The sequence below is a fragment of the Photobacterium japonica genome (assembly GCF_050337005.1).
Classification (GTDB): Bacteria; Pseudomonadota; Gammaproteobacteria; order Enterobacterales; family Vibrionaceae; genus Photobacterium; species Photobacterium japonica.
This window is the reverse complement of record NZ_JAKJSN010000007.1, coordinates 40,395-63,540: the sequence shown is the minus strand read 5'-3', so window position 1 is coordinate 63,540 and position 23,146 is coordinate 40,395. Positions and strand designations below refer to the sequence as shown.

At 52.8% G+C, this 23,146-nt stretch carries 24 protein-coding genes; 10 read left to right on the top strand and 14 right to left on the bottom strand.

All coding sequences use genetic code 11. The features are described from left to right. Positions 1 to 285: 285 nt before the first annotated feature. The 4 genes from rpoH to ftsY form a co-directional block, all read right to left on the bottom strand. Complete coding sequence (gene rpoH, locus L4C36_RS00780) at positions 286 to 1,146, bottom strand: RNA polymerase sigma factor RpoH (protein WP_428475879.1); 861 nt, start codon at positions 1,144 to 1,146, stop codon at positions 286 to 288. A gap of 122 nt (positions 1,147 to 1,268) precedes the next feature. After that, on the bottom strand, positions 1,269 to 2,195 hold the full coding sequence (gene ftsX, locus L4C36_RS00775; protein ID WP_428475878.1) for a permease-like cell division protein FtsX: 927 nt from the start codon (positions 2,193 to 2,195) through the stop codon (positions 1,269 to 1,271). Next, positions 2,185 to 2,853: a cell division ATP-binding protein FtsE gene (gene ftsE / locus L4C36_RS00770; protein ID WP_428475877.1), complete on the bottom strand. Its 669-nt coding sequence runs from the start codon at positions 2,851 to 2,853 to the stop codon at positions 2,185 to 2,187. Before ftsE ends, ftsX begins: the two co-directional genes overlap by 11 nt. A 3-nt stretch (positions 2,854 to 2,856) precedes the next feature. Then, positions 2,857 to 4,200 carry a signal recognition particle-docking protein FtsY gene (gene ftsY, locus L4C36_RS00765; protein WP_428475876.1) on the bottom strand — a complete coding sequence of 448 codons (1,344 nt, stop codon included), beginning with the start codon at positions 4,198 to 4,200 and terminating at the stop codon, positions 2,857 to 2,859. 144 nt (positions 4,201 to 4,344) lie between these two features. On the opposite strand from ftsY, the gene rsmD reads away from it, so the two are divergent. Further along, positions 4,345 to 4,950, top strand: coding sequence for a 16S rRNA (guanine(966)-N(2))-methyltransferase RsmD (rsmD, locus tag L4C36_RS00760; protein WP_428475875.1), 606 nt, complete (start codon positions 4,345 to 4,347; stop codon positions 4,948 to 4,950). Beyond that, positions 4,947 to 5,213 (top strand): DUF1145 domain-containing protein, encoded by a 267-nt coding sequence (locus L4C36_RS00755; protein ID WP_428475874.1) that lies wholly within the window; start codon positions 4,947 to 4,949, stop codon positions 5,211 to 5,213. The genes rsmD and L4C36_RS00755 overlap by 4 nt, the downstream gene beginning before the upstream one ends. An 86-nt stretch (positions 5,214 to 5,299) precedes the next feature. Here L4C36_RS00755 and L4C36_RS00750 read toward each other — a convergent pair whose 3' ends face one another. The 3 genes from L4C36_RS00750 to L4C36_RS00740 form a co-directional block, all read right to left on the bottom strand. After that, the gene (locus tag L4C36_RS00750; RefSeq protein WP_428476033.1) at positions 5,300 to 5,542 is read right to left on the bottom strand and encodes a YecH family metal-binding protein; all 243 of its coding nucleotides are present in this window, start codon (positions 5,540 to 5,542) and stop codon (positions 5,300 to 5,302) included. A 131-nt stretch (positions 5,543 to 5,673) separates the two neighbouring features. Then, the gene (locus tag L4C36_RS00745) at positions 5,674 to 5,994 is read right to left on the bottom strand and encodes a putative signal transducing protein (protein WP_428475873.1); all 321 of its coding nucleotides are present in this window, start codon (positions 5,992 to 5,994) and stop codon (positions 5,674 to 5,676) included. Positions 5,995 to 6,980: 986 nt separating this feature from the next. Then, the gene (locus tag L4C36_RS00740) at positions 6,981 to 7,346 is read right to left on the bottom strand and encodes a DUF4145 domain-containing protein (RefSeq protein ID WP_428475872.1); all 366 of its coding nucleotides are present in this window, start codon (positions 7,344 to 7,346) and stop codon (positions 6,981 to 6,983) included. Positions 7,347 to 7,604: 258 nt separating this feature from the next. Here L4C36_RS00740 and L4C36_RS00735 point away from each other — a divergent pair, with 258 nt between their 5' ends. Then, positions 7,605 to 7,937, top strand: a complete 333-nt coding sequence (locus tag L4C36_RS00735; RefSeq protein ID WP_428475871.1) for a DUF2500 domain-containing protein — start codon at positions 7,605 to 7,607, stop codon at positions 7,935 to 7,937. Positions 7,938 to 7,950: 13 nt separating this feature from the next. On the opposite strand, the gene L4C36_RS00730 is transcribed toward L4C36_RS00735, so the two are convergent. Continuing rightward, positions 7,951 to 8,955: an acyltransferase gene (locus L4C36_RS00730; RefSeq protein ID WP_428475870.1), complete on the bottom strand. Its 1,005-nt coding sequence runs from the start codon at positions 8,953 to 8,955 to the stop codon at positions 7,951 to 7,953. Positions 8,956 to 9,106: 151 nt separating this feature from the next. Continuing rightward, on the bottom strand, positions 9,107 to 9,832 hold the full coding sequence (locus L4C36_RS00725) for an SDR family oxidoreductase (RefSeq protein ID WP_428475869.1): 726 nt from the start codon (positions 9,830 to 9,832) through the stop codon (positions 9,107 to 9,109). Positions 9,833 to 10,177: 345 nt separating this feature from the next. Here L4C36_RS00725 and L4C36_RS00720 point away from each other — a divergent pair, with 345 nt between their 5' ends. Then, positions 10,178 to 11,779 (top strand): AbgT family transporter, encoded by a 1,602-nt coding sequence (locus L4C36_RS00720; RefSeq protein WP_428475868.1) that lies wholly within the window; start codon positions 10,178 to 10,180, stop codon positions 11,777 to 11,779. A gap of 100 nt (positions 11,780 to 11,879) precedes the next feature. Continuing rightward, complete coding sequence (locus L4C36_RS00715; protein ID WP_428475867.1) at positions 11,880 to 12,734, top strand: LysR family transcriptional regulator; 855 nt, start codon at positions 11,880 to 11,882, stop codon at positions 12,732 to 12,734. Here the strand turns inward: L4C36_RS00715 and L4C36_RS00710 are convergent. Beyond that, entirely contained in the window at positions 12,731 to 13,951 is a 1,221-nt protein-coding gene (locus L4C36_RS00710) for an EAL and HDOD domain-containing protein (RefSeq protein ID WP_428475866.1), read from the bottom strand. The genes L4C36_RS00715 and L4C36_RS00710 overlap by 4 nt on opposite strands. A 348-nt stretch (positions 13,952 to 14,299) precedes the next feature. Here L4C36_RS00710 and L4C36_RS00705 point away from each other — a divergent pair, with 348 nt between their 5' ends. The 4 genes from L4C36_RS00705 (at position 14,300) to L4C36_RS00690 (ending at position 18,462) form a co-directional block, all read left to right on the top strand. Further along, positions 14,300 to 15,301, top strand: a complete 1,002-nt coding sequence (locus L4C36_RS00705; RefSeq protein ID WP_428475865.1) for an alpha/beta fold hydrolase — start codon at positions 14,300 to 14,302, stop codon at positions 15,299 to 15,301. Positions 15,302 to 15,398: 97 nt separating this feature from the next. Beyond that, positions 15,399 to 16,199: a Cof-type HAD-IIB family hydrolase gene (locus tag L4C36_RS00700; protein WP_428475864.1), complete on the top strand. Its 801-nt coding sequence runs from the start codon at positions 15,399 to 15,401 to the stop codon at positions 16,197 to 16,199. Positions 16,200 to 16,280: 81 nt separating this feature from the next. After that, positions 16,281 to 16,895 (top strand): tRNA-uridine aminocarboxypropyltransferase, encoded by a 615-nt coding sequence (locus L4C36_RS00695; RefSeq protein WP_428475863.1) that lies wholly within the window; start codon positions 16,281 to 16,283, stop codon positions 16,893 to 16,895. Positions 16,896 to 17,025: 130 nt separating this feature from the next. After that, positions 17,026 to 18,462: a coniferyl aldehyde dehydrogenase gene (locus L4C36_RS00690; RefSeq protein WP_428475862.1), complete on the top strand. Its 1,437-nt coding sequence runs from the start codon at positions 17,026 to 17,028 to the stop codon at positions 18,460 to 18,462. A 106-nt stretch (positions 18,463 to 18,568) separates the two neighbouring features. On the opposite strand, the gene L4C36_RS00685 is transcribed toward L4C36_RS00690, so the two are convergent. Next, complete coding sequence (locus L4C36_RS00685; RefSeq protein ID WP_428475861.1) at positions 18,569 to 19,108, bottom strand: DUF3332 domain-containing protein; 540 nt, start codon at positions 19,106 to 19,108, stop codon at positions 18,569 to 18,571. Positions 19,109 to 19,452: 344 nt separating this feature from the next. Between L4C36_RS00685 and L4C36_RS00680 the strand changes: the two genes are divergently transcribed. Next, positions 19,453 to 20,094 (top strand): bifunctional 4-hydroxy-2-oxoglutarate aldolase/2-dehydro-3-deoxy-phosphogluconate aldolase, encoded by a 642-nt coding sequence (locus tag L4C36_RS00680; RefSeq protein ID WP_428475860.1) that lies wholly within the window; start codon positions 19,453 to 19,455, stop codon positions 20,092 to 20,094. Positions 20,095 to 20,192: 98 nt separating this feature from the next. On the opposite strand, the gene L4C36_RS00675 is transcribed toward L4C36_RS00680, so the two are convergent. The 3 genes from L4C36_RS00675 to uspB all read right to left on the bottom strand — a co-directional run bounded on the left by L4C36_RS00675 (position 20,193) and on the right by uspB (position 23,073). Then, positions 20,193 to 21,380 carry a BaiN/RdsA family NAD(P)/FAD-dependent oxidoreductase gene (locus tag L4C36_RS00675; RefSeq protein ID WP_428476032.1) on the bottom strand — a complete coding sequence of 396 codons (1,188 nt, stop codon included), beginning with the start codon at positions 21,378 to 21,380 and terminating at the stop codon, positions 20,193 to 20,195. A gap of 184 nt (positions 21,381 to 21,564) precedes the next feature. Then, positions 21,565 to 22,650: a mechanosensitive ion channel family protein gene (locus L4C36_RS00670; RefSeq protein ID WP_428475859.1), complete on the bottom strand. Its 1,086-nt coding sequence runs from the start codon at positions 22,648 to 22,650 to the stop codon at positions 21,565 to 21,567. An 84-nt stretch (positions 22,651 to 22,734) separates the two neighbouring features. Then, positions 22,735 to 23,073, bottom strand: a complete 339-nt coding sequence (gene uspB, locus L4C36_RS00665) for a universal stress protein UspB (RefSeq protein ID WP_428475858.1) — start codon at positions 23,071 to 23,073, stop codon at positions 22,735 to 22,737. Between the last annotated feature and the right edge of the window lie 73 nt (positions 23,074 to 23,146).

The window sequence follows — 23,146 nt, the reverse complement described above, 5'->3', positions numbered from 1 at the left end:
AAGGCTTGGCGATCGCGGCACCTCCGCCGACAAACCCACTATGTACAAAAAGCCACCGCCTGTGGAAAAAGCTGTGAATTGCGTTGATAATGTGTTTTTCAAAAAAAGGATCCACTATATGTAGATCGGATCCGATCAAAAGCTGTGGATAAAAGTATTACAACCCCCCCTTTCCCCGCCTGACTGTGAGCTATCTCCCAGATTTCAGGCACAAAAAAACCAGCCCTTGGCTGGTTTTTGCAAATCTAACTTTGTGGATAGTTTTTCACGCGATACTGATGATCCTCAGGCGAAGTCGCCGACCGACTCTTTCAGCTTTTTCATCGCATTTTTTTCTAACTGACGGATCCTTTCTGCCGACACTTCATAGTGATCAGCCAGTTCTTGCAAGGTCGACTTGTTGTCATCCAACCAACGGGAACGCACAATGTGCTGGCTACGCGCATCTAAGCTCGCCAGGGCATTCGACAGGCGATTGTTCGCATGGCTTTCCCAGTTATTTTCTTCATACTTTAGTGCCAAATCTGACGATTTGTCTTCCAGATAATACACCGGCGCACTGTAGCTAGATTCACGATCGTCATCTTCCGCTTGCAATTCAAAAGCCGGATCCTGTGCCGCCAGTCGCGACTCCATTTCCCGCACTTCGCTCGCATCCACCCCAAGCTGCTCCGCGACCATGGCCACTTCGTCATTATTGAACCAGCCCAAGCGCTTTTTCGATTTACGCAAATTGAAGAACAATTTACGTTGTGCCTTGGTGGTGGCCACTTTCACGATACGCCAGTTACGCAAAACGTATTCGTGGATTTCCGCTTTGATCCAGTGCACCGCAAACGACACCAAACGCACGCCCACTTCTGGGTTGAAACGCTTGACCGCTTTCATCAGGCCAATGTTGCCTTCTTGCACCAAATCCGCCATCGGTAAGCCATAGCCGGAATACCCACGAGCAATATGAACGACAAAGCGAAGATGTGACATAACCAATGCCTTTGCCGCATTAATGTCGCCATCAAAATGAAGACGCTCAGCCAACTCGCGTTCCTGCTCTGCCGATAACATCGGATAGTGGTTAACACTTTGAACGTAACTGTCCAGACTGTCAGCAGAAACTAAAGCCATTGATGTCATCTCTTGTGCCATTCAACAAACCTCGTGTGTTTTTTGTACCAATTGGAAATTGCTTGAACCCGCAATAATGCCCAGAAAGTGGGCACTATTGCAAGCGGGGCGCGTAATTTACCCCATTTGAAAAAGAAAAAACGTCAGATAGGTTCAATTTCTTTCAGGTGACGACCCGCGGATAAGCGGGCAGCCAGTAGGCCAAGGAACGCCGCGACCATCACAAGGAGCAAGGTCTCATCCCAATACAACCCGACTAAACGGAAGGAGCTGTCGTATAAGTTGGCCAACTGGGCCACGGCCTGCTCAAGCAACAATGTGATCACCACGGTCAACAACCACGCGATCGTGCCGCCAATTACACCGTACCACATGCCGGTATACAAATACGGACGCAGAATAAAGCTGTCGGTTGCCCCCACCAGCTTCATCACTTGAATTTCATCGCGCTGATTCAGCACTTGCAGACGCAAGGTATTGCCGACAATCAGGAAGACTGCAAACAGCATGAGTCCGGAAACAATGGCGGCCAAGGTTACCACCAGTTGCTTGATCGCAGACAGGCGTTGCAACCAATCGCTGTCGAGACGCACTTCCGCCACTTCCGGCTGAGTTCGCAGCTGTGCAGCAAGCTGACTGGCCGCATTCGCGGCTTGCCACTGCGCACCCGGCTGTACAATCACAACGGCAGGCAGCGGGTTGTCATCCAGCAGACTGAGCGCATGCTCAAAGCCCGCTTGCTGACGAAATTCGGCTAACCCTTGATCGGGCGAGATATATTGCACATCACTGATCTCTGGCCAGCCGGCCAGCGTGTCACGGACCTGCTCGGCTTCCGCCGCACTGATCCCTTCTTCGAGGTACAAGGTCAGTTGCGTCGGGGTATGCCATGCCTGTGCTACCAACGTCATGTTCTTGGCGAACAAGTAAAACGTGGTGGGTAAGGTCAAGGCAAACGCCAACACCGCCAGCGTGAGCACATTGCCCATGGGGCGGCGTTTCAGATCAGTCAGTGCTTGCTTACATTGCTGCCAATGCAGGCTGAAAAAGCCGGTTTTATTACGCGCCACAAGCGATCTCCCTCAATTGGCCCTGATGCAAATCCAGACGGCGGTAGTTGTAGGTCGATAACAATGACGTGTCGTGCGTGGCCATTAACACTGTCACCCCGACGCGGTTAAATTCCGCAAACAGGGCCATGATTTGGTGTGACAGCTCCGCATCCAAGTTACCGGTTGGCTCATCGGCCAACAGCAACAAGGGTTTGTTGACAATGGCGCGGGCAATACCGACTCGCTGCTGTTCACCGCCCGATAATTGGATCGGTAGACAGCGGGCTTTGTCGAGCAAGCCCACTTTATCCAACGCCGCAGAAACGCGACGCTTCACGTCTTTTTCGTTCGCCAACTCGACCCGTAGCGGCATCGCCACGTTGTCGAAGATGGTGTGCCGCATCAACAGCTTATGATCTTGGAAAATCATGCCGATGTTGCGGCGCAGGAAGGGGATCTGCTTACTGTCGATACGGCTGATGTCATGGCCGTTAAACCACACCTGACCATCACTTGGGCGCTCCAGCGCACAAATCAGTTTCAGCAGGGTACTCTTACCTGCCCCAGAATGGCCCGTTAAAAATGCCATATCGGCGGGCTGCAAATGGAAATCCACCTTTTGCAGGGCCTGACGCCCACCGCGATAAGCTTTACTTACCTGCTGAAACCGGATCACACCTTATTCCTCGTCACTAAAGAGTGCTTCAATAAATTCATCCGCCGCGAAAGGACGCAGATCTTCAATCCCTTCACCGATACCGATGTAGCGGATCGGGATGCTGAACTGATCCGCAACGGCAAAGATCACGCCGCCTTTCGCCGTACCATCCAACTTGGTGATGGTGATCCCGGTGACCGGTGCCACATCACTGAACAGTTTGGCTTGGCTAATGGCGTTTTGGCCCGTACCCGCATCCACCGTTAGCATAATTTCATGCGGCGCGGCCGGATCGACTTTTTTCATCACGCGGACAATTTTGCGAAGCTCTTCCATCAGGTGGCCTTTGTTTTGCAGGCGCCCCGCGGTATCCGCAATCACCACATCCACATTTTTCGCTTTGGCCGATTCGATCGCATCATAGATCACCGACGCACTGTCGGCGCCGGTATGCTGTGCCACGACCGGCACATTGTTACGCTCCCCCCAGACTTGCAACTGCTCAACCGCCGCCGCACGGAAGGTATCACCCGCCGCCAACATCACAGACTTGCCTTCGCTCTGGAATTGCTTCGCCAGCTTACCAATGGTGGTGGTTTTCCCCACGCCATTGACGCCGACCATCAAAATCACATACGGCTTATTGGTGGTATCCACCACCAGCGGTTGCTCGACTTTTGCCAGCATCTCACTCAATTCATCTTTCAGCAGACCGTACAGGGCTTCACCGTCCTGCAAGTCTTTGCGGCTGGCTTTCTCGGTCAGGTTTTCGATGATTTTTAGCGTGGTGTCCATACCGACATCGGCCACCAACAACTGCTCTTCTAATTCTTCAAACAGCTCATCATTGATTTTCTTGCCACGGAACAAGCCAAAGAAACCGGCCCCAAAGTTCGTTTTGGTCTTTTTCAAGCCGCGCATCAAGCGCGCGAAGAAACCTTCACTTTTCGGTTTTTCTTGTTCGACAGTCGCGGCCATAGCCGCAGCCTCAGCATTCGCCTGGGCTTCCGCTGCGGCTTGGGCGTCGGCTAATGCCTTCGCCTTCGCCTGTGCTTCTGCTTCGGCTTCTGCCTGAGCCAACGCTTGCGCTTCGGCTTTTGCTTGTTCTTCTGCGAGTGCCTCTGCGGCAGCCTGAGCCTCCGCCAGGGCTGTCGCTTCTGCTTCAGCGGCTTCGGCTTGGGCCTTTGCCAGCGCGTCTTCAGCCGCTTGTGCTTCAACCTCTGCTTGTGCGTCTGCCGCGGCTTTCGCCTCAACACCACTGTCTACGGATGCGTGTGCGTCATCCTGTTGCTTCGTTTGCTCGGTTGACTCATCAGAGCCAAAACCCAACCACGAAAATAATCCACGTTTCTTTTTTTCTGCCATTGGCAAATCCTAGAGCTTGATTGGTACAATTTGCGGCTTAAATACAGGTTAATAATACCCAACGTCCCTTTTGGCCGTGCTTCTCATAGCACATAACACAAGGGTTTGGGTATACTATCATTTTCTCAACGGTCGAAGAAATCTATGACGAGACGCAGACAACAATCCGGGAAAAACCTTTCCCCCTCTAGCCGCGAAGGATTCGTACGGATCATCAGCGGACGCTGGCGTGGCCGTAAACTGCCCGTCCATGACGTTGAAGGACTCCGCCCGACCACCGATCGCGTCAAAGAAACCGTCTTCAACTGGTTGGCGCAAGATATGATTGAGGCTCGTTGCTTGGATCTGTTCACCGGCAGTGGCAGTCTGGGCTTTGAAGCCCTATCTCGCGGCGCCGAGCACGTCACCCTGCTGGAGCTAGACAAAAAAGCCGCTGAACAGCTTGAGAAAAACCGTCAAACCCTTGGGGCAGACAACGCCACGGTGCGTCATACCGATAGCTTAACGTACCTCAAGCAACCGGGCACGCCTTTTGACGTGGTGTTCATCGATCCGCCGTTCCGCAAAGGTCTGTTACCGGAAGTGATCACGCTGCTTGAGCAAAATAACTGGCTTGCCCCGCACGCGATTATTTATATTGAAACGGAAAAAGAGCTGGGTGACTTACCGACACCGAGCCACTGGCATTTACACAAGGAAAAAACGGCGGGACAAGTCTGTTACCGTCTGTTTGAAAGAGAGGGAGCATGAAAGCACTGATCCTACTGGCCAAAGGCGCGATTGGTTTCGTCTGGCTGGTGTTGCTATTGAATATTTTTCACCCCTTCCCGGGCGTGGCGGCGATGGCGCTGTACATCATGACCGGCTTTTTGCTGATGATGCACGGCTTGCAAATGCTGATCTTCCTCGGCGCCTTTGGTGACAAACTCACCCTGTCGCGCTGGGAAAAATGGTCGATCCTGATCTTCGGCATTTTTGCGCTGCTCGATATTCGACGCAAACACATGGTATAAAAAAGCGAGGCCAACGAGCCTCGCTTTTTTTATATCTGTTTATTTTATTCCTAGCCTACGGCTATCCGGCCAGAACTTGTCACGCTTTAGTGGTTACACATGCGCTCAGGGTTGGCCATCAAGATATCGCCGTCTTGTACCACTTTACGGCGATCCAGCAAGAAGGTCAGCAACGCTTCAAGGGTTAGGCCTTCTTGGCTGCAAGTATGAAAACGCACGGCTTCCCCGTATTCCGCCTCAACCGCTTGGGTCAGGCTTTCACGAGTATAAGGCGTTTCTGCAGCCAATAGCATGTTCAATACATTGTGGGCGTGTACTTGGGTCATGATGTCTCTCTCTTGCCGATCACGGGCAATCGGTCTGCGTAATAAAAGATACCGCCAGCGTAGCGTACAACGCCATCGCGCAGTTTGACCCAAAACAATATAATGCATTTATAATGCATGTTTGTGATTTGGCATTATAACGACGGATGCTCGGCCCCGCATTGCCAACAGATCTCAAAACTGCCAGCGTTGTCTTCCCCACACTGCGGACACTGCCACTCCCACTCGGCCGCTTGCTCATAGTCTTGCAACACCGAGCGCGCCAAGCCTTGCCGAGATTGCCGCACCCACACGCTCACTTCGACCACATTGGCCGGTAACTCACCCGCAGCCGCACTGAGTCCATCACCCCGGGTCTGTGCGTCAATATTGTGAGCCAGCAGCAACCCTTTCAGACTGTGTGCCTCCAGCATGTTAGCGGCGCTATACACCTTGCACCAAGGTTCATTCATCATCGACCTCCTGTATCCAGCCTAGCCTGTACAGCCAAGAGCACCTATTCCCCTTTAGCGAATAGCCTCATAACGGCGCGCATCGCCGGTTTCGCCGATTGTCCCACCTCCGCGCCGCATCCCCTGCTACAGCGGCATGAAAACCCGATAACCGACCATGCAAACGATTACTCAGCCCAATGAAACACCAACACGATAACGGAGATCACAAATTGGCGGCAACGGCAGGCATGAGACGATAAAATCGCACTTAAAAACAGCCAACAACAACCTTTATTATCAACAAGATAAACAAGAACAAGGCAAAAAAAAGCAGAAAATACACCAGCCAGTACTCAAACAAAAAAAAGGGACTGATCGCCCAGAAAAACAGACGGTCGATCACTATTTTGTCAGACAAAAATAGAGCATCTTGTTTTATTCGTCTATCATTATGGCAAGCAAAAAGCAGAACACGCGAATATCTAACATCACGCTGACAAAAGCACTGTTTTTACATTTTTATTCTCACCACATGGTAAAAATGCACATTGGYGACAAAACAAACAGCAAAATAAATATCAAAAACAACACATTAACTGAAAATCCACGGCGAAAATTACCAACGGACACCTTTTAACCAAAACAAATAACCACGTTTACTGTGCCATTTTCGCCCCATCAACACCCTATAAAATGTTTTTATTACCGCAAAATTACATTGAGGCTTGAGAAAGCAGTGAAAATGATGCTATTCTAATCACATCAATTATCCAGTAGCACGCCAAGGAGCCTTCTATGTTCACTTCTTCTCAAAAACAAGGCCTAGTTATGATCGCCGTCGTTGTCGGTCTGATGACGCTGCCTGTGATTTATTAAGCCTAAATTCGCATAAAAAAAGGTGCCCTAAGGGCACCTTTTTTTATGCGTGTTTGTTGGCGATAAGCCTTGGTTATCAGCGCCGAGTACTAGGCGCTCAGTGCTACGCTATTCGTTCTCACGTCAGGCTATCAAGGCATTAAGTCGATACGGTGCCAGTGCACGGAATAAAACCATAACGCCATCGCCGTCACCCCGACCACCAGTAAGATGGCTGCCGTCCAGACAAAACGCCCACTGCGCGGTGTCAGCTCTTTTTCACACACCTTACACGCCGCAATAAACCCTTTTTTATCGTCTAGCCGATAACCGTCCTCGTGGACCGTTTTATTACGTACTGAGGCAATGAAACGCAGTTTGGCTATCACGTCATGGGGTAAACGCTCTTCACAACTGTTGATCAGCTGATGTAAGCCCTTCCCCTCTGCATGGTAATGCTCACGCAGTAAGCGTTCTATCCGCCTTGACCGTGTCACCACTAACTCAATATTCGCCATAATCCATGGTTCCTTTTTAATCGCTCACTGTAACTTACCGCGAGTTGACAAGAAAACAAAGGGGGAATGATGCTGCCGATCCCCTTGCTCACAGGTCAAGCATAACCGATTGAGTCACTGCTTTTTTCACCCTTCCCTCACGTGTTTCGGGTGGATTACCGTATCCGGATCACGCTTTGCTCTCTCGCCCATACTCTCACTGGCTGTCATCCGGAATAATAGCGGCTAAATGCGTCATACAGGCAGTTAGGAGGACTCATGCCAACTTGGATCATTGTGGCCGTGGTGGCCATGCTCGCCGTTGCGGTCATTTTATTTATTCGTTTCTACCGCCGTCACATGCTGGGCGAAAACGCACCGGAACGCACGATTGAGGTCCAAATTCTCGATAAGCAAAGTAACGCCATCATTGGCGCACAACCGGGTGAGGACAACGAAGAGTACTGGATTTACGTGCAACCGACGAAAGGCGGCCCCAAGCGCGAGTTCATGGTAGGGATCCATTACTATCACCATCTGCAACCGGGCGACTATGGCACCATGACGTATCAAGGCGTGAAGTTTTTACACTTTGCCTTGCAGCGTGACTAACCCCAATCTTTGATTATGGCACCAGCCAGGCCGTTTTGGCGCTTTTCGCCAATAGCCAGCTGGCTGCCAATGACACCGCGGTGATCACGACCGTCAACAATGGGATCATCACCGCCGGTGGCCACACATACCCATCAAACGCCCGTACCGGCCACAAGAACAGCGGGTGCAGCAGGTAAATCCCTAAACTGTAGCGACTCATAAAGGCCATGCCGGTCATCAACCGAGGTGAACAGCGTGTCGCCAGATAGCGCCCCAAGGCAAACACGGCGGCAGCAATCAACGCGGTATTGAGGGTTTTATACGATAACCAGCGGCCGACGGTGTATTCCCCCGAGGCAAAGCTGCGACTGAGTACCATGTAATCGGTCACCACCAGCGCCAAGGCACCGAATCCCCATAACCAGCCCGCCCGCGGCCATTGATATTGGAATAAGCCATACCCCAACAGCAAATAGCCACTGTAGAGCACGAGCTCATGGCTCCACGGGCCATCAATATGGCATAAAAATAACGTCGTCAGCCCCAACCACACAGCGGTCATGGCCGTCACGGCGGTGCGATCCCCGTGTTGAACGGCGTGGCGCAAAAAAGGCACCACCAGATATAGCGGCAAAAAATAATAGAAGAAGCCAAGGTGGTAGTAGGTTTCATGCACGGGCAAATCGCGCAGTTTCTCCCACACCACCTGACCGTCAAACCCACTGAGGGTCACACCTGACAACACGGCGTAAAAACACGACCAAACCAAAAACGGGACCAGCACTTTGCCCAGTCGGCGCTTAAGGTAATAACCAAGTTCAAACGGCCGCTGATCCGACAGCATAAGCGCCCCGGTGATCATGATGAACACGGGCACCGCCCAGCGACTGGCGCTATTGATACTCACGGCGGTGATCCAGTCGGCGTCTGGGATCACCCCCAGCTGATCGCGGTAGGGACCCAGCACATGAATGGCCACCACGGCCAAGGCCGCCATGCACCGTAGTACATCAAAAAATAGGATCTTTTCTCTCACCGGTTTGCTCCGCCTCTCTTCGATCAACCTGCTGCCAGACAGCGCCAAAAACGCCAAAACGGCGCCTCCCCGCAAGGGAAGACGCCGTTTTGACTATAGCAGCCAGTCACCATGAAGTAACTGATGCCAGAAGAGAAACTGCCGGTCGAGATTACGGCTGCTGACGCGTCGCCGCCAAGACAATCTCACGAATACACAGGTGCTGTGGCTGGTGATAAGCGTAGCTGATCGCATTGGCGATATCTTGTGGTGCAATCACGCCGCCCATGCCTTCTTTCCACTCTTCGTAACCGTCTTTGATCGCGTCACTGGTGGTATGGCTCAGCAATTCAGTGTCTACCGCGCCAGGGGCAATCGTAATGAAACGCACATTATCATCGGCCACTTCTTCACGGATATTTTCCGTGATGGCATGCACCGCAAACTTGGTGCCGCAGTAGGCCGCGTGGTTCGGGAACGTTTTACGGCCCGCCACCGAGCTGATGTTGATCACAGTACCGTGCTTGCGGGCTTTCATCGGTGCCAACACCGCATGAATGCCATTCAGCAAGCCCATCACATTCACATCAAACATGGTTTTCCATTCTGTCGGATCTTGCTCGTGCGCCAAGCCAAGTAGCATGACACCGGCATTGTTCACCAAGCAATCCACCGGACCAAATTGGGCTTCCGCTTCGGCAATCGCCGCAGACACCGCCGCACCGTCGGTCACATCAACCTGACGACACAAGGTATTGGGTAGACCCAACGCTTCTAAACGGTCTAAACGGCGTGCCAACAACAACAAAGGATGACCGGCAGCAGACAAGGTACGCGCGGTGGCTTCGCCAATGCCAGAGCTGGCGCCAGTGATCACGACAAGAGATTGAGTAGACATAGTAATACCTTCAGAAAAGAAAACCTTGTCCCCATAGCGCCAGCCTATCGCCGCACCTCAGGGGAGCACTTTCATCCACGGCCGTGTGATGTTAGCCGTCACTATAATCCGTTTTGCTATAAGTGAAAAATACGCATTTCTTCTGTTTATCATTGGTTTTAGTTATGGATAGCACACTATACAAACCGTCAGTAAATTAACTTTTTTGAGACAAAAAACGAACAGTTAGCCATATTATGTGCAACTTCCTCTTGTTTTATGCATTAACAATAGCGTAACCTTTCGCAAAACACATATCGAAAGACGTACCCATTGATGGGATTAAAACGCTAAATGGAGGTCGGGATGCATAGCGCTTCACCGCAAACACAACATCCACAAAAACCGCAGAAAACCCGCTTTACCCGGTTCCTCGACACGGTCGAGTGGCTCGGTAACTTATTGCCCCATCCCATCACTCTGTTCGCCTTGTTCTGTTTAGCCATTTTGATCACATCAGGGATCGCGGGCTACTTTGGGGTCTCCGTGATGGATCCCCGCCCTGAAGGGGCACCGGGTCGGGCGGCCGATGGTATGATCCATGTCGTGAGCCTGCTGAACGCGGAAGGCTTGCAAAAAATTGTCGCGCATCTGGTGACGAACTTTACCGGTTTTGCCCCGCTGGGCACCGTCTTGGTAGCCATGCTGGGTGTCGCCATTGCCGAACATTCGGGCATGCTTTCTTCCGCCATGCGTGGCTTGGTCATGGGCGCGTCCAAGCGCATGGTGACCTTGGTCGTGGTGTTTGCCGGTATCGTGTCTAACACCGCGTCTGAACTGGGTTATGTGGTATTGGTGCCGCTGGCGGCCATGCTGTTCCATTCGCTGGGTCGTCACCCGTTGGCGGGCTTAGCCGCAGCCTTTGCTGGTGTGTCAGGCGGTTACAGTGCCAATCTGCTGCTGGGCACCGTCGATCCACTGCTGTCTGGGATCACCCAAACCGCCGCGCAAATGATTGATCCGACCTACACCGTCGGCCCTGAAGCCAACTGGTACTTCATGTTTGTCTCAACCTTTGCCATCACCATCATGGGTGCCTTGGTGACAGAGAAAATCGTGGAGCCGAAACTGGGTAAATACAACCCGGACGACGCCAGCGTGGATCTCGGTCAAGATAAGCTCGGCTCGCTGACGGCACTGGAAAAGAAAGGCTTGAAAGCCGCGGGTCTGGCAGCCTTGGTGGTGTCAGCCCTCTTGGCGCTGACCATCGTGCCGGAAAACGGCATTCTGCGTCACCCTGACACGGGCCTCGTCGCGGGCTCACCGTTCCTGAAAGGGATCGTGGCCTTCATCTTTGTGTTCTTCGCGATTCCGGGCTTTGTCTACGGTAAAGTCGTCGGCACGATGAAAAACGACCGTGATGTGATTGATGCGATGGCGAACGCCATGTCATCGATGGGCATGTACATTGTGTTAGTGTTCTTCGCCGCGCAGTTTGTCGCGTTCTTTAAGTGGACCAACTTCGGTCAGGTGTTTGCCGTCGGGGGTGCCGACTTCCTGCAGTCCATCGGCCTGACGGGTCCGGCGCTGTTCTTCGCCTTTATCCTGATGTGTGGCTTTATCAATCTGATGATTGGTTCAGCCTCCGCGCAGTGGGCCGTGACAGCACCGATCTTCGTGCCGATGCTGATGCTGGTCGGCTATGCACCGGAAACCATTCAGGCGGCGTACCGTATTGGTGACTCGGTGACCAACATCATTACCCCGATGATGAGCTACTTCGGCATGATCCTCGCGGTGGCATCCCGCTATCAGAAGAACCTGGGGCTAGGCACGCTGATTTCCACCATGCTGCCGTACTCGATGGTCTTCGTGGTCGGCTGGAGCATCATGTTCTACGTCTGGGTGTTCATCTTAGGACTGCCCGTCGGTCCGGGCGCCGCGACCTACTACAACGTCGCCGGTTAATCCCATCGACATCCACACAAGCCGGGCATTCTGTCCGGCTTGTGCTTTTCTGCTATGATCGCTCACACCCTCCCTCTTGTTCCCCAAGCGCATCACGATTATGGATTTACGTTTATTACGCTGCTTTGTGGCGGTCTATGAAGAAAAAAATATCACTCTGGCGGCCGAACGCTGCTTTGTTTCTCAACCGGCGATCTCGACGGCGATCAAGCAGCTTGAGAACGAACTCAATACGCCGCTGTTTGAACGGCACAAAAAAGGGGTCACGCTGACCGATGAAGCCCATTACCTCTACCCGCTAGCGATTCGCCTGCTGGCCGATGTACAGCGCTTACCCGGCCTGTTCCAAACCCGCACCGAGTGCTTGACGCTCAAACTGGGGCATTTCCCCGATCTCAGTCAAACCGCTTTGGCCAGCGTGATGGCGACCTTGGGGGCGCACATTCCGCATTTATTGTTGGAATTGGTGGATCACGACGCCCCGGCGGAGGCCCGTATTACGCTGGATATGTTCAAACAAGACGGCGAGATTTTTTTGCCGCTGTGGGAGGAAGATTATTTGCTGTGCATGCTGCCAGATCACCCGTTGGCCACACTGAAAAGCGTCCGCCCGGAACAATTACATCAGCATGATTTCATTGAGTGCCCACCGTGTGAGGCCCACCAGCAGACCATTGGTTTGTTAGCCTGTGATGGTTTGGCGGTGAATTTGGTGGCCAAAGCCGAACATAAAACGCAGGTGATGCACTTGGTGCAGGCGGGATTTGGGATCTCGTTTTTACCGACCGGGGTATTAGAAGCGGCGAACCGACTGATCACTGTGCCGTTAGACGGGCCGCGGATGTTTCGTCGCTTAGGCTTGTGTTACCCAGCCAACAAAACGCTGAATCCGGCGTTGGCCGCCGCCGTGAAAGCGCTGAGCCAGTGGTCTCTCGCCGCCACCGCTGATCGTTAGCGGTACGCCACCATCAGATATTGCGATACCCACTGCATCGCCTGATGGTAGCTGCTCCCAATCAACTCACTGCTTAAACCCAGTGCGCGGCCGTACTGATTCACGGTGGGCCAATCGGCCTGCTCAAAAGCTTCCACCAAGTGTAACATCTGCCCCATCGTCCCTTGTCGCGTTAATAATGCAGCACGAATGTCCCGCTCCAACGGCAACTGCGCCAACAGTTCTGGCAAGGGGCTATCAAGCAACGCATCCAGTAACGACAATAACCCCGCCATAAAGGCCATCTTACTGTCAGCATGCACACAACGGCTTTGTGCCAACACTTCACACATGCGCCCACGGACCAACGACAGCACATACAACTCTTGCGGTTTGTTGACCGTTGCTTGCGCGGTGGCCACTGCACTGACGAACATGCGCAGACGATCTTCGCCTAAATAGACCAAAGCTTGGCGAAAATCACGGATCGGCACTTTCGTCCGCTGAGCCGCATTATTAACGAAGCGCAGCAATAAATAAGAGAGAGAGACATCAGCAATGATGATCTGCTCGACCCGTGAAAAATCCACCGCCGGTCGACAAACTTCCTGCAATAAACGCAACGTGGCCACACGCTCAGGGGTAATTTGACGGTTCTTCATCACTTGCGGGCGGCTAAAGAAGTAGCCTTGAAAAAAATGAAAACCGCCTTCCAGCGCCCGATCAAAGTCGGCCTGGGTTTCCACTTTCTCAGCCAGAAACATCAATTTTCGATGGCGGTTATTGGCCACAAACTCACACGCCGCAGGCAAGCCCAGCGTCATTAAATCCAACTTAATGATGTGCACATAGGGTAGGAAACGCTCCCAGCGTGGATCCATTTCAAAATCATCCAGCGCAATCATATAGCCCATGCGGTGCAAATGACGGATCGCCAGAAACAGTTCGTCATTGGGCTCACACGTTTCCAGTACCTCAATCACCACCTGCTTTTTCGGCAGTAAAGTAGGCAATAAACGCACTAGACTCTGCTGAGGGAAGTTAATAAAACGGCGTTTGCCGAGATCGCACGCATCGCTCCCCATCGCAATGAAGTTTTCCACCAACAACCTGCACGTGGCCTTGTTGGCATCGATATTGGGAAAAGCATTGCTCTCGCCATCACGAAACAATAACTCATACCCGACCGTTTTCTGTTGACGGTTAAAGATAGGCTGACGCGCAACGTAAGCATACATGGTGTGAGTGACCCTCATGGCACACGAAAGGAATAACAGAGAATAATATCACTGAGCCATGCTGCATTCTTCACACGATTCCGTATTACGCCTAATTAACCACGCTTTATCGCGCAGAAAAAACCACAAAATGGCCACATACAACACAAAATTAAAATAATCCCGCCTATTTATGGAATATACATCCAGTTGCACCAATGTAACCCGCCATCCGCCCGACGCCACACGCAGATCACCCCTATTGTGATAATCCGGCCGAAAGTCGTGCACGTTCCTGATAGGACAAACGCGGATCTCAAACCCGCTTAGGTATATACTTGGCTCAGTAACGATTCACAGAGACCCCGCATGACAGCCCCTGCCACACAAATAAATGAGTTTACCCAAGAAACCCACTACCTTGAGACCCTATCCGGGCCGGCCGCCGCATTGTGGCAGCAACGCCAAGAGGGCGAGATACTGGGTGTCGGTCAACGGCGTATTGGTTGGGTGGCCTTCACGGCGGCGCAGCATGATAAAGCCATCCTCGTAGTGAACGGGCGCATCGAGAGCTATTGGAAATACCAAGAGCTGTTTTATGATCTCACTCGCCAAGGCTACGATGTGTACGCGTTGGATCACCGGGGACAAGGGGTATCCGATCGCCTTGCAGCTGACACCGAGCTGGGCCATGTCGAACAGTTTGATGACTATGTGGCGGACTTAGCGACCTTCTACCAGACGGTGATAGCGCCCAAAGGCTATCACCAGCGTCATTTACTGGCCCATTCCATGGGCGGCACCATCGCTAGCCTGTTTTTGGCGCAACACCCTAATCTGATCACCAGCGCGGTACTGAGCGCCCCGATGCACGGCATTGCGATCAAAAACTGGATGCGCCCAATTGCCTCACCGCTGGCGCGCGTGGTCGAACAATTTCAGCGTCAACCGAGTTACGCCCCCGGCCAAGTACCGTATTACCCGAAACCTTTTGCGGATAACCCACTCAGCCACAGTGCTGTGCGCTATCAGTGGTTCCGTCAGCTCTATCATGACCACCCTGAACTGCGCATCGGCGGGCCCAGCGCCCGTTGGGTGTGGCAAAGCATCGCGGCTGCTCACCGCAGTGTGGCACAAGCCGGTAACATTACCGCGCCCTTGCTGGTGCTACAGGCCGGGTTGGACAGCATTGTCGATAATGTCGCACAACAGCGTTTCTGCCACACCATGCAGCAAGCGGGACGAGATGGTCAGCTGCAGATCATCGACGGGGCATTCCATGAGCTGCTGTTTGAACGCGATGACTACCGCAATCCTGCGCTAAAAGCTGCGCTGGATCACTTTCGGAAAGCGGAAATCCACGTGCGATAAATTAGCCTCTTTTTTCTTCCGGTTTCTGGTTTACACTGCGGGCAGTCTCCCTATCCCGTGACGGTGATGGGGCTCTGTTTTTATCGCGAGAGGTTGCATGTACAAAATTATTGCGTCGGATCTGGATGGTACCCTGCTAACGCCTGATCATAAGATTGCCCCCTTCACCAAAGACGTCCTCAACCAACTTCATCAACAAGAGAAGGACTTTGTCTTTGCCACCGGTCGCCACCATGTGGATGTCGCCGGTATGCGTGAACAATTGGGGATCCCGGCCTACATGATCACTTCTAACGGCGCACGCGTGCACAACTGCCAGAATGAAGTGATCTTCAAGCAAGACGTACAACCTGACGTGATCCGCGACATCATCGCGCTGACCAAGCACGATCCAGCCTTGCGCATCCATATCTACCGCAATGAAGATTGGTTGCTGAACCAAGAAGACGAAGCCCTGCGTGATTTCCACGACACCTTCACCTACCAGGTGTTTGATGTCGAGAACCCACCAGTAGAAGGCGTGGCGAAAATTTTCTTCACCAATGACGACCGCGATCATGACAAGCTGGTGGTGTGGGAAGACAAGCTGAATGCGCTGTGCGGCGATCGCGCTAACATCGCGTTCTCCACCCCGTGGTGCTTGGAAGTGATGGATGCCAATGTCTCGAAAGGCCACGCGCTGGACGCCGTCGCGAAAGCGAAAGGCTACACGCTGGCAGACTGTATCGCGTTCGGCGATGGCATGAATGACGCCGAAATGCTACGTATGGCAGGCAAAGGCTTGGTGATGGAAACCGCCCACGAGAAAGTGAAAAAAGCCCTGCCTGATAATGAAGTAATCGGCAGCTGTGCCGATGAAGCCGTGGCGCACTACTTGGTTGAACACTGCCTGAAATAAGCGGCCATTCTGCCCACAGCACTCCCCACAAAGCGGCCTCGGCCGCTTTGTGTTTTTCGTCAACGTGAAAGGGCACACCCTATGCAATCACCGTCTTCTACCCCGCCCATGGCGGCTTGCCCACGCTGTGGCTTACGACACAACTGCATTTGCCATGCCGAGCCGAAGTTGCACAGCCAAAGCCACTTTGTGCTGCTGACCCACCCCCGTGAAGTGGGTAAAGCCACCAATACCGGCCAACTGATGCTGCGTAGCCTGCCCCATTGCCAGCGTCCGATTTGGGACAGGATCAATCCACCGGCTGAACTTTTGGCGCAACTGGCCGATCCCCGTTTTCAGCCTTGGCTGCTGTTTCCCGGCGATGACACAACCCCCGCCCAGCCGTATCAGCCCCAAGATGGCAAGATCCCCCTGTTTATTGTGCTCGATGCCACGTGGCAGGAAGCCCGAAAAATGGTGCGGCGTAGTCCGTGGTTAGCCACCTTACCGCGCTTAGCGTTACAACCCACAAGCACGTCACACTATGCCCTGCGCCGTAATCAGCAAGCGGGAAACTTGTGTACCTGTGAAGCGGGTATTGCCTTGCTCGACATGCTCGGTGACACGCACGATGGTCAACAACTGCAACAGTATTTCGACACCTTCATGGCCGTGTTTCATGCCGAACAAAGCGGCCATACGTTGCCCGCTAAATAATCGCGTGAGGTGGTTATTGCGCACACGCCAAGTTGTCTAGCAATTCACAGTCGGCAGCAGGGAAAACCGGTACACTAAAAACCGACTCTTTGTCGGTTTTTATAACGCTTACCTGATACGGAATTTAACGATGACTGCGGCCGAAAATGTCCATGCACTTCCAACCATCAGCCAACAGATGGAAGCCACGCTTTATAGCCAAAAAACAGCCTATCAAGCCGCAACGACACCCTCACTCCAAGAACGACGGGCGCATCTTTCCGCACTGAAAACGTCGATAAAAAAACACCGAAAAGCCCTCTGTCTGGCCCTCAATGAAGACTTTGGACAGCGCAGCGAACAAGATACGTTGTTGGCCGATATCGTACCGTGTATCACCAACATCAATTACAGCCTGCGTCACCTCAAGCACTGGATGAAGCCCTCGCGTCGCCATGCCGGCGTAATGCTGACCCCAGCCAATGTCAGTGTCATTTATCAGCCCCTCGGTGTTGTCGGTATCGTGGTACCGTGGAACTTCCCTGTGATGCTAAGCCTCGGGCCACTGATCACGGCACTGGCAGCAGGCAACCGCGCCATGATCAAACTCAGCGAATTTACGCCAGCGACCAATCAAATACTCCGCACTCTGCTAACCGATATTTTTCCCCCGGAACAGGTTGCGGTATTTGAAGGCGAAGCCGACGCTGCCGCCTATTTTTCGAGTCTCGCGTTTGATCACCTACTGTTTACCGGCTCCACCGCTGTAGGCCACCATGTCATGCGTGCAGCTGCGGATAACCTCACGCCAGTGACGCTAGAGCTGGGGGGAAAATCTCCCGTGATCATTGCCCCTGATATGCCGATGGCACTCGCTGTCGAGCGGATGCTGTTTGGCAAGTGCATGAATGCCGGTCAAATCTGTGTCGCCCCTGACTACGTCTTAGTCCCGAACGGGCAAGAGCACGATTTTATTGAGACGTTTAAACAGCAGTTCAACCGTCATTACCCCGGAGGGATTGCCAATAAAGATTTTGCTTCGGTGATCAATACCCGCCAATACACCCGCCTGTGCCGATGGTTAGCAGAAGCGGAAGAAAAAGGCGCCAAGATCCACCCTTGTCATGACAATGCCCGTAATGATGCACAGCATCGTTTGATCCCACACTTGTTAACAGAGATTCCGGCCGATGCCACAATCATGCACGAAGAAATCTTTGGGCCCCTGCTTCCTGTCATCGGCTATGACACCCTGGATGAGGCTATCGCCTACATTCAGCAACGGCCTCGCCCCTTAGCCTTGTATCTCATGAGCTTAGATCCATTGATACAAGCCAAAGTGAAACACGCAACCCACTCTGGCGGAATGGGGATCAATGAAACCGTATTGCATGTCGCCGCTGACGACGCCCCCTTTGGTGGGATCGGTCCATCAGGCATGGGGCACTACCACGGCAAAGAAGGTTTCTTAGCCCTGTCCAAAGCCAAAACCGTACTAACCCGTGGCAAATTCACCACCACCCGATTAATGGCTCCTCCTTATGGCCGCTGGTGGCAAACACTGATGCTGGCATTTTTCATGCGTTAACCAATGGGGGGAGCGTGTCAATACGCAAAAACACCCGCCAACTCACCGTTGAGCGCATAAAAAAACGGCAGCCAAGGCTGCCGTTCTTTGTTTTCTTTGCTCAGTATTACGCTTGGTTACGCGCGTACTGGCTTAGCTCGTCAACGCTTACCGCAGTGATGAATTCACCGTCTAGGTAGAAGTTCACGTTGTCGCCGGCTTTCTCGCCGCGCAATACCGCAGTCTCACCGTTGGTGTAAGACACGTTCATTTCTAGCGTGCTGTCATCCAACTGGTTGAAGCTTGCGGCTTCAATATCGCTATTGCGAACGCTTGCCAATGGTGGCGTAGACAGATCGCTGCCTAGCTGACCGTTCACTTTGATCACGGCATTCATCGGTGTATCAGCCAATGCGGGTGATTTGCCGGTAATTGGGTTGCGGCCAGTCCAGAATTCAATGGAGTTGAAAATGAACAAGTCCGCGGTCGCTGCAATGCCGTAAACCGGACCAAGAAGCAGATACAAACCTGCACGAGCGTAACGGTTATCTACCACGCTCAGGTTCACTTTGGTCACAAGCTGAGAGGTGCCCATCTGACCGATACAACCAGTCAATGATGTGGCAAGGATAGTCATCGCTACGGCTTTGAGTGCGATTTTTTTCATCTGGGGGGTAACTCCGAAAATAGAGAGGCGTAAAACACGTAAAAAAGCGCGCGAATTATAGGCTTTTTTTACGTCTCCGCTAGTGAAATCCGCATAAAATGGACGGAATTTCACTGTACCGACACAAACGTGACACTATCGCGACGCTATCGTGATGAAATCGTTAACAAATCGCCCCCCTGTGGCGACCGTCTATTCGTCGAATGAGAATGTGCGGCAAGCAACATTTCCAGTCCCTCGAAATGCCCGTCAGACACGGTTTGGTGTACGCTGTTTATCGCGGCCCCTAGGGGCAAAGTACATACGTGCAACTCGCGCGCAGACAGGACTGTGAGGAAAAGACAATGAACTGGTCTATCGAACCCAATACGGTATTTGCCGCCTCACCGGTTGTTCCGGTGATGGTGATTGAGCACCTTGAAGAGGCGCTCCCGATAGCGAAAGCGCTGCTGGCCGGTGGGATCGCGGTGTTTGAGGTCACTCTCAGAACCGCCTGTGCGCTAGATGCCCTTCGCGCGATTGCCACCGCCATGCCTCATGCACTGGTCGGCGCGGGTACGGTGATCAACACTGCGCAATACGATGCGGCGGTGGCGGCTGGCGCCAAGTTCGTGATCTCCCCGGGCATAACGCCCACGTTATTAGCGCATGCCAAACAAGGCCCTGTGCCACTTATCCCGGGCGTCAGTACCCCATCAGAAATCATGCAGGCTGTAGAGCTGGGCTATACCCATCTGAAGTTTTTCCCTGCCGAAGCCAACGGCGGGGCGGTGGCGCTCGCTGCCATTGCCGGGCCATTGCCACAAGTCCGCTTCTGCCCGACAGGCGGGATCAGCCCGACTAACGTGGCGGAATATACCGCCTTGCCTTGTGTAGCCACCGTCGGCGGATCGTGGATGCTGCCAAAAAAAGCCATCCGCTCAGGCGACTGGGGGCATATCAGTCACCTCGCCCATGAAGCGGTAGCGTTAACTAAACAGCGTTAACCACTTTGACAGTGATTAATGGAAAATAGACACAAAAAAAGCGGTGACATCACGTTACCGCTTTTTCATTACTGAACAGGCATCTTAATTAACGCAGATCACGCGTGCTGACCCACCACAAATCCTGAGCTCCACGCCCACTGGAAATTGTAGCCTCCCAACCAACCGCTCACGTCCATCACTTCGCCCGCAAAATAGAGGCCTTTGACCTTTTTCGCTTCCAAGGTTTTTGATGACAGCTCGTCAGTATCTACCCCACCCAATGTGACTTCGGCAGTACGGTAACCTTCGGTGCCGTTTGGCGCGATGGCCCACTGGTGCAGATAGGTAGCCAGCGCAGTAATGTCTTTCGGGTTAAGCTGTTTAAGCGGGCGATCCACCACGTCACCGCGGGCCATCAACACTTCAATCACGCGTTTTGGCAACAAGCGAGCCAAGGCATTCTTCAGGCTCTGGTTTGGGTTCTGCTCACGCATCGCGGTCAACGTTTCCGTCACATCCTGATCCGGCAACAAATCGATCGTCACTTTCTGTCCCGGCTTCCAGTAGGAGGAAATTTGCAAAATCACCGGCCCTGACAAACCACGGTGAGTAAACAGTAAATTCTCTTTAAAGCTGGTGCCATTTTCGGCTTCGACAACGGCTGGGATCGCAATACCAGACAGTTCCGCAAAGGCGTCTTTGTCGGCCGTGTGCAGCGTAAACGGCACCAAACCAGCCGTGGTCGGCACGCGCTTCAAGCCAAATTGCTCTGCGATCTGGTAGCCGAACGGCGTCGCGCCCAGTTTCGGCATGGATAAGCCGCCGGTCGCCACCACCAATGATTCACACTCAATGGTGTCCATGTTCAGCTTCAGACTGAATCCCGTTTCCGTCTGAGCAATATCCTGCACCTCGACCTGATAGCGCTGCTGCACGGTCGGTAAATCACACTCGGCCAGTAGCATTTTCACGATATCTTTGGCGGAGTCTTCACAGAACAGCTGGCCATGCTCGCGTTCTTCATACGCGATACCGTGCTTAGCCACCATCGAAATGAAATCCCACTGGGTGTATTGCGACAACGCCGATTTCACGAAATGGGGATTACGGCAAACATAATGATTCGCAGCGACATCGTAGTTGGTAAAATTACAGCGGCCCCCACCTGAGATCAGGATTTTACGGCCAGGTTTCTTGGCGTTATCGACCACTAGCACAGAACGACCACGCTTGCCTGCTTCCGCCGCACACATCAGGCCGGCAGCACCAGCGCCAATCACTACTACATCAAATTTTTCTGTCATTACGTCACCGCTGTCGGTATCAATCGTACCAAGCTTATCAACAAAAAAGGGATGCATTGCCACGTGGACAGCATCCCTCTCAAGGTTTTTTCTGGCTCACCATCGCCAGAGCGCGCTAATTTTAACCGCCCTCTGGGCTGAATACCAATGGATTATCGTGATGGGGAGATAGCGCCCGTGCGGCCTATCCGGCTTTTGCCAACACCCGATCCGGCGCGTCGAACTGCAACGTGGTGGTCGGGAAGGCAAAATCCGCCCCGTGCTCTTTGACGATTTCGACAATTTTCAGCATCACGTCTTGTTGCACGTCTTTATATTCGACCCACCCAATGGTTTTGGTGAAGGTGTACACCAGAATATCGAGCGAGGATGGGCCATAATTATCGAAGCTAACAATCAGGGTTTGTAGGGTGTCGATTTCATCATGCAGCGTCAGCATCGCTTTTATGTCTTTCACCACCCCCGCAATTTTATCGGCATCCTGATAACGCAAGCTCACTGTTTGTTTGATCCGGCGGTTTGTCATGCGCGAGGCATTCTCTACCACGATCGAACTGAATACGGAGTTCGGCACATACAGCGGCCGTTTATCAAAGGTGCGGATCATGGTGACACGAAAGCCGATTTGCTCCACCGTGCCTTCAATGTTGCGGTCAGGGCTGCGGATCCAATCACCGAGTTGGAACGGGCGATCAAAATAAATCATCACCGCCCCAAAGAAGTTGGCCAACAGATCTTTTGCCGCCATACCGACAATCAAGCCGCCCACCCCACCAAAGGTCAGTACCCCTGACAGACTCAGGCCGAGGTTTTGCATCGCGGCCAAGCCCCCGATCACAAACACGGTCAGGCGCAGCACTTTCGAGATAGCGGTAATGGTAGTGACATCTTTCGCCGTGCGGCTGATCGCCTCTTCGGCATTGCTGATCAAACGCAGCAAAATCCAAATCACGGTCCAAACGAGGAACAGATGACGCAGCACGGCCAAGAAAGCCGCCGAATGGGTCGAGGTATTTTCGATCACCACCCCGAGCGAAAACGCCGCCGGCCACAGCCAAATCAGCCAACTGATTGGCCGACGCACCGCTTGGACGAACGCATCGTCCCAAATTAAACGGGTTTTCTGGGTGACCTGTAACAGGTGGCGGGTGAGCAGCAACCACGCCGCCCACAACACGGCGCTAAACAGCAGCAGCACGCCGATATTCGTGATCCAGTTCTGGCTGACCCCTTGCTGCAGGGCATCCCACCAGAGATAAAAATGAGTCATAGCAACCCTATGGGTAAGTCACACAAGGGCGCTTAAGGTAGTGCGGAGTCCATCAGATAGCAAGCCTGACTCGGTAAGAAACGCTTATATGCCGAGATAAGCCACAACAAAGATAGAAACCAGAAATAACATGAGGTAGGCGCTGGCCAAAATGAACAGCTTGCGCACTTTGACGCATTTTTGCATGAACACCGGATCGTGATGATTGTGGTATTGCTCACTGCGGATATAGTGGAAAAGGCGGATTTGTTTAGTGACATTGCCTTGTGACGAGAAGAAGCCGCGGCCATCTACTTGCTGGTACAACAGTGGATCACATTCGCGCATCACAACCAACAACGTACGCAACGTGCTGACGTACCGTGAAACATTCACGACCGCGACCAAAAAAAGTGCAAGAAGCAGTGCATCACCACTAATCATATGAGCCCCCGAACAACGTGACAGGTAAGCCGGCTGACCGTGGAGAGAAGGGCATGTCACCATGCCCGTAAGA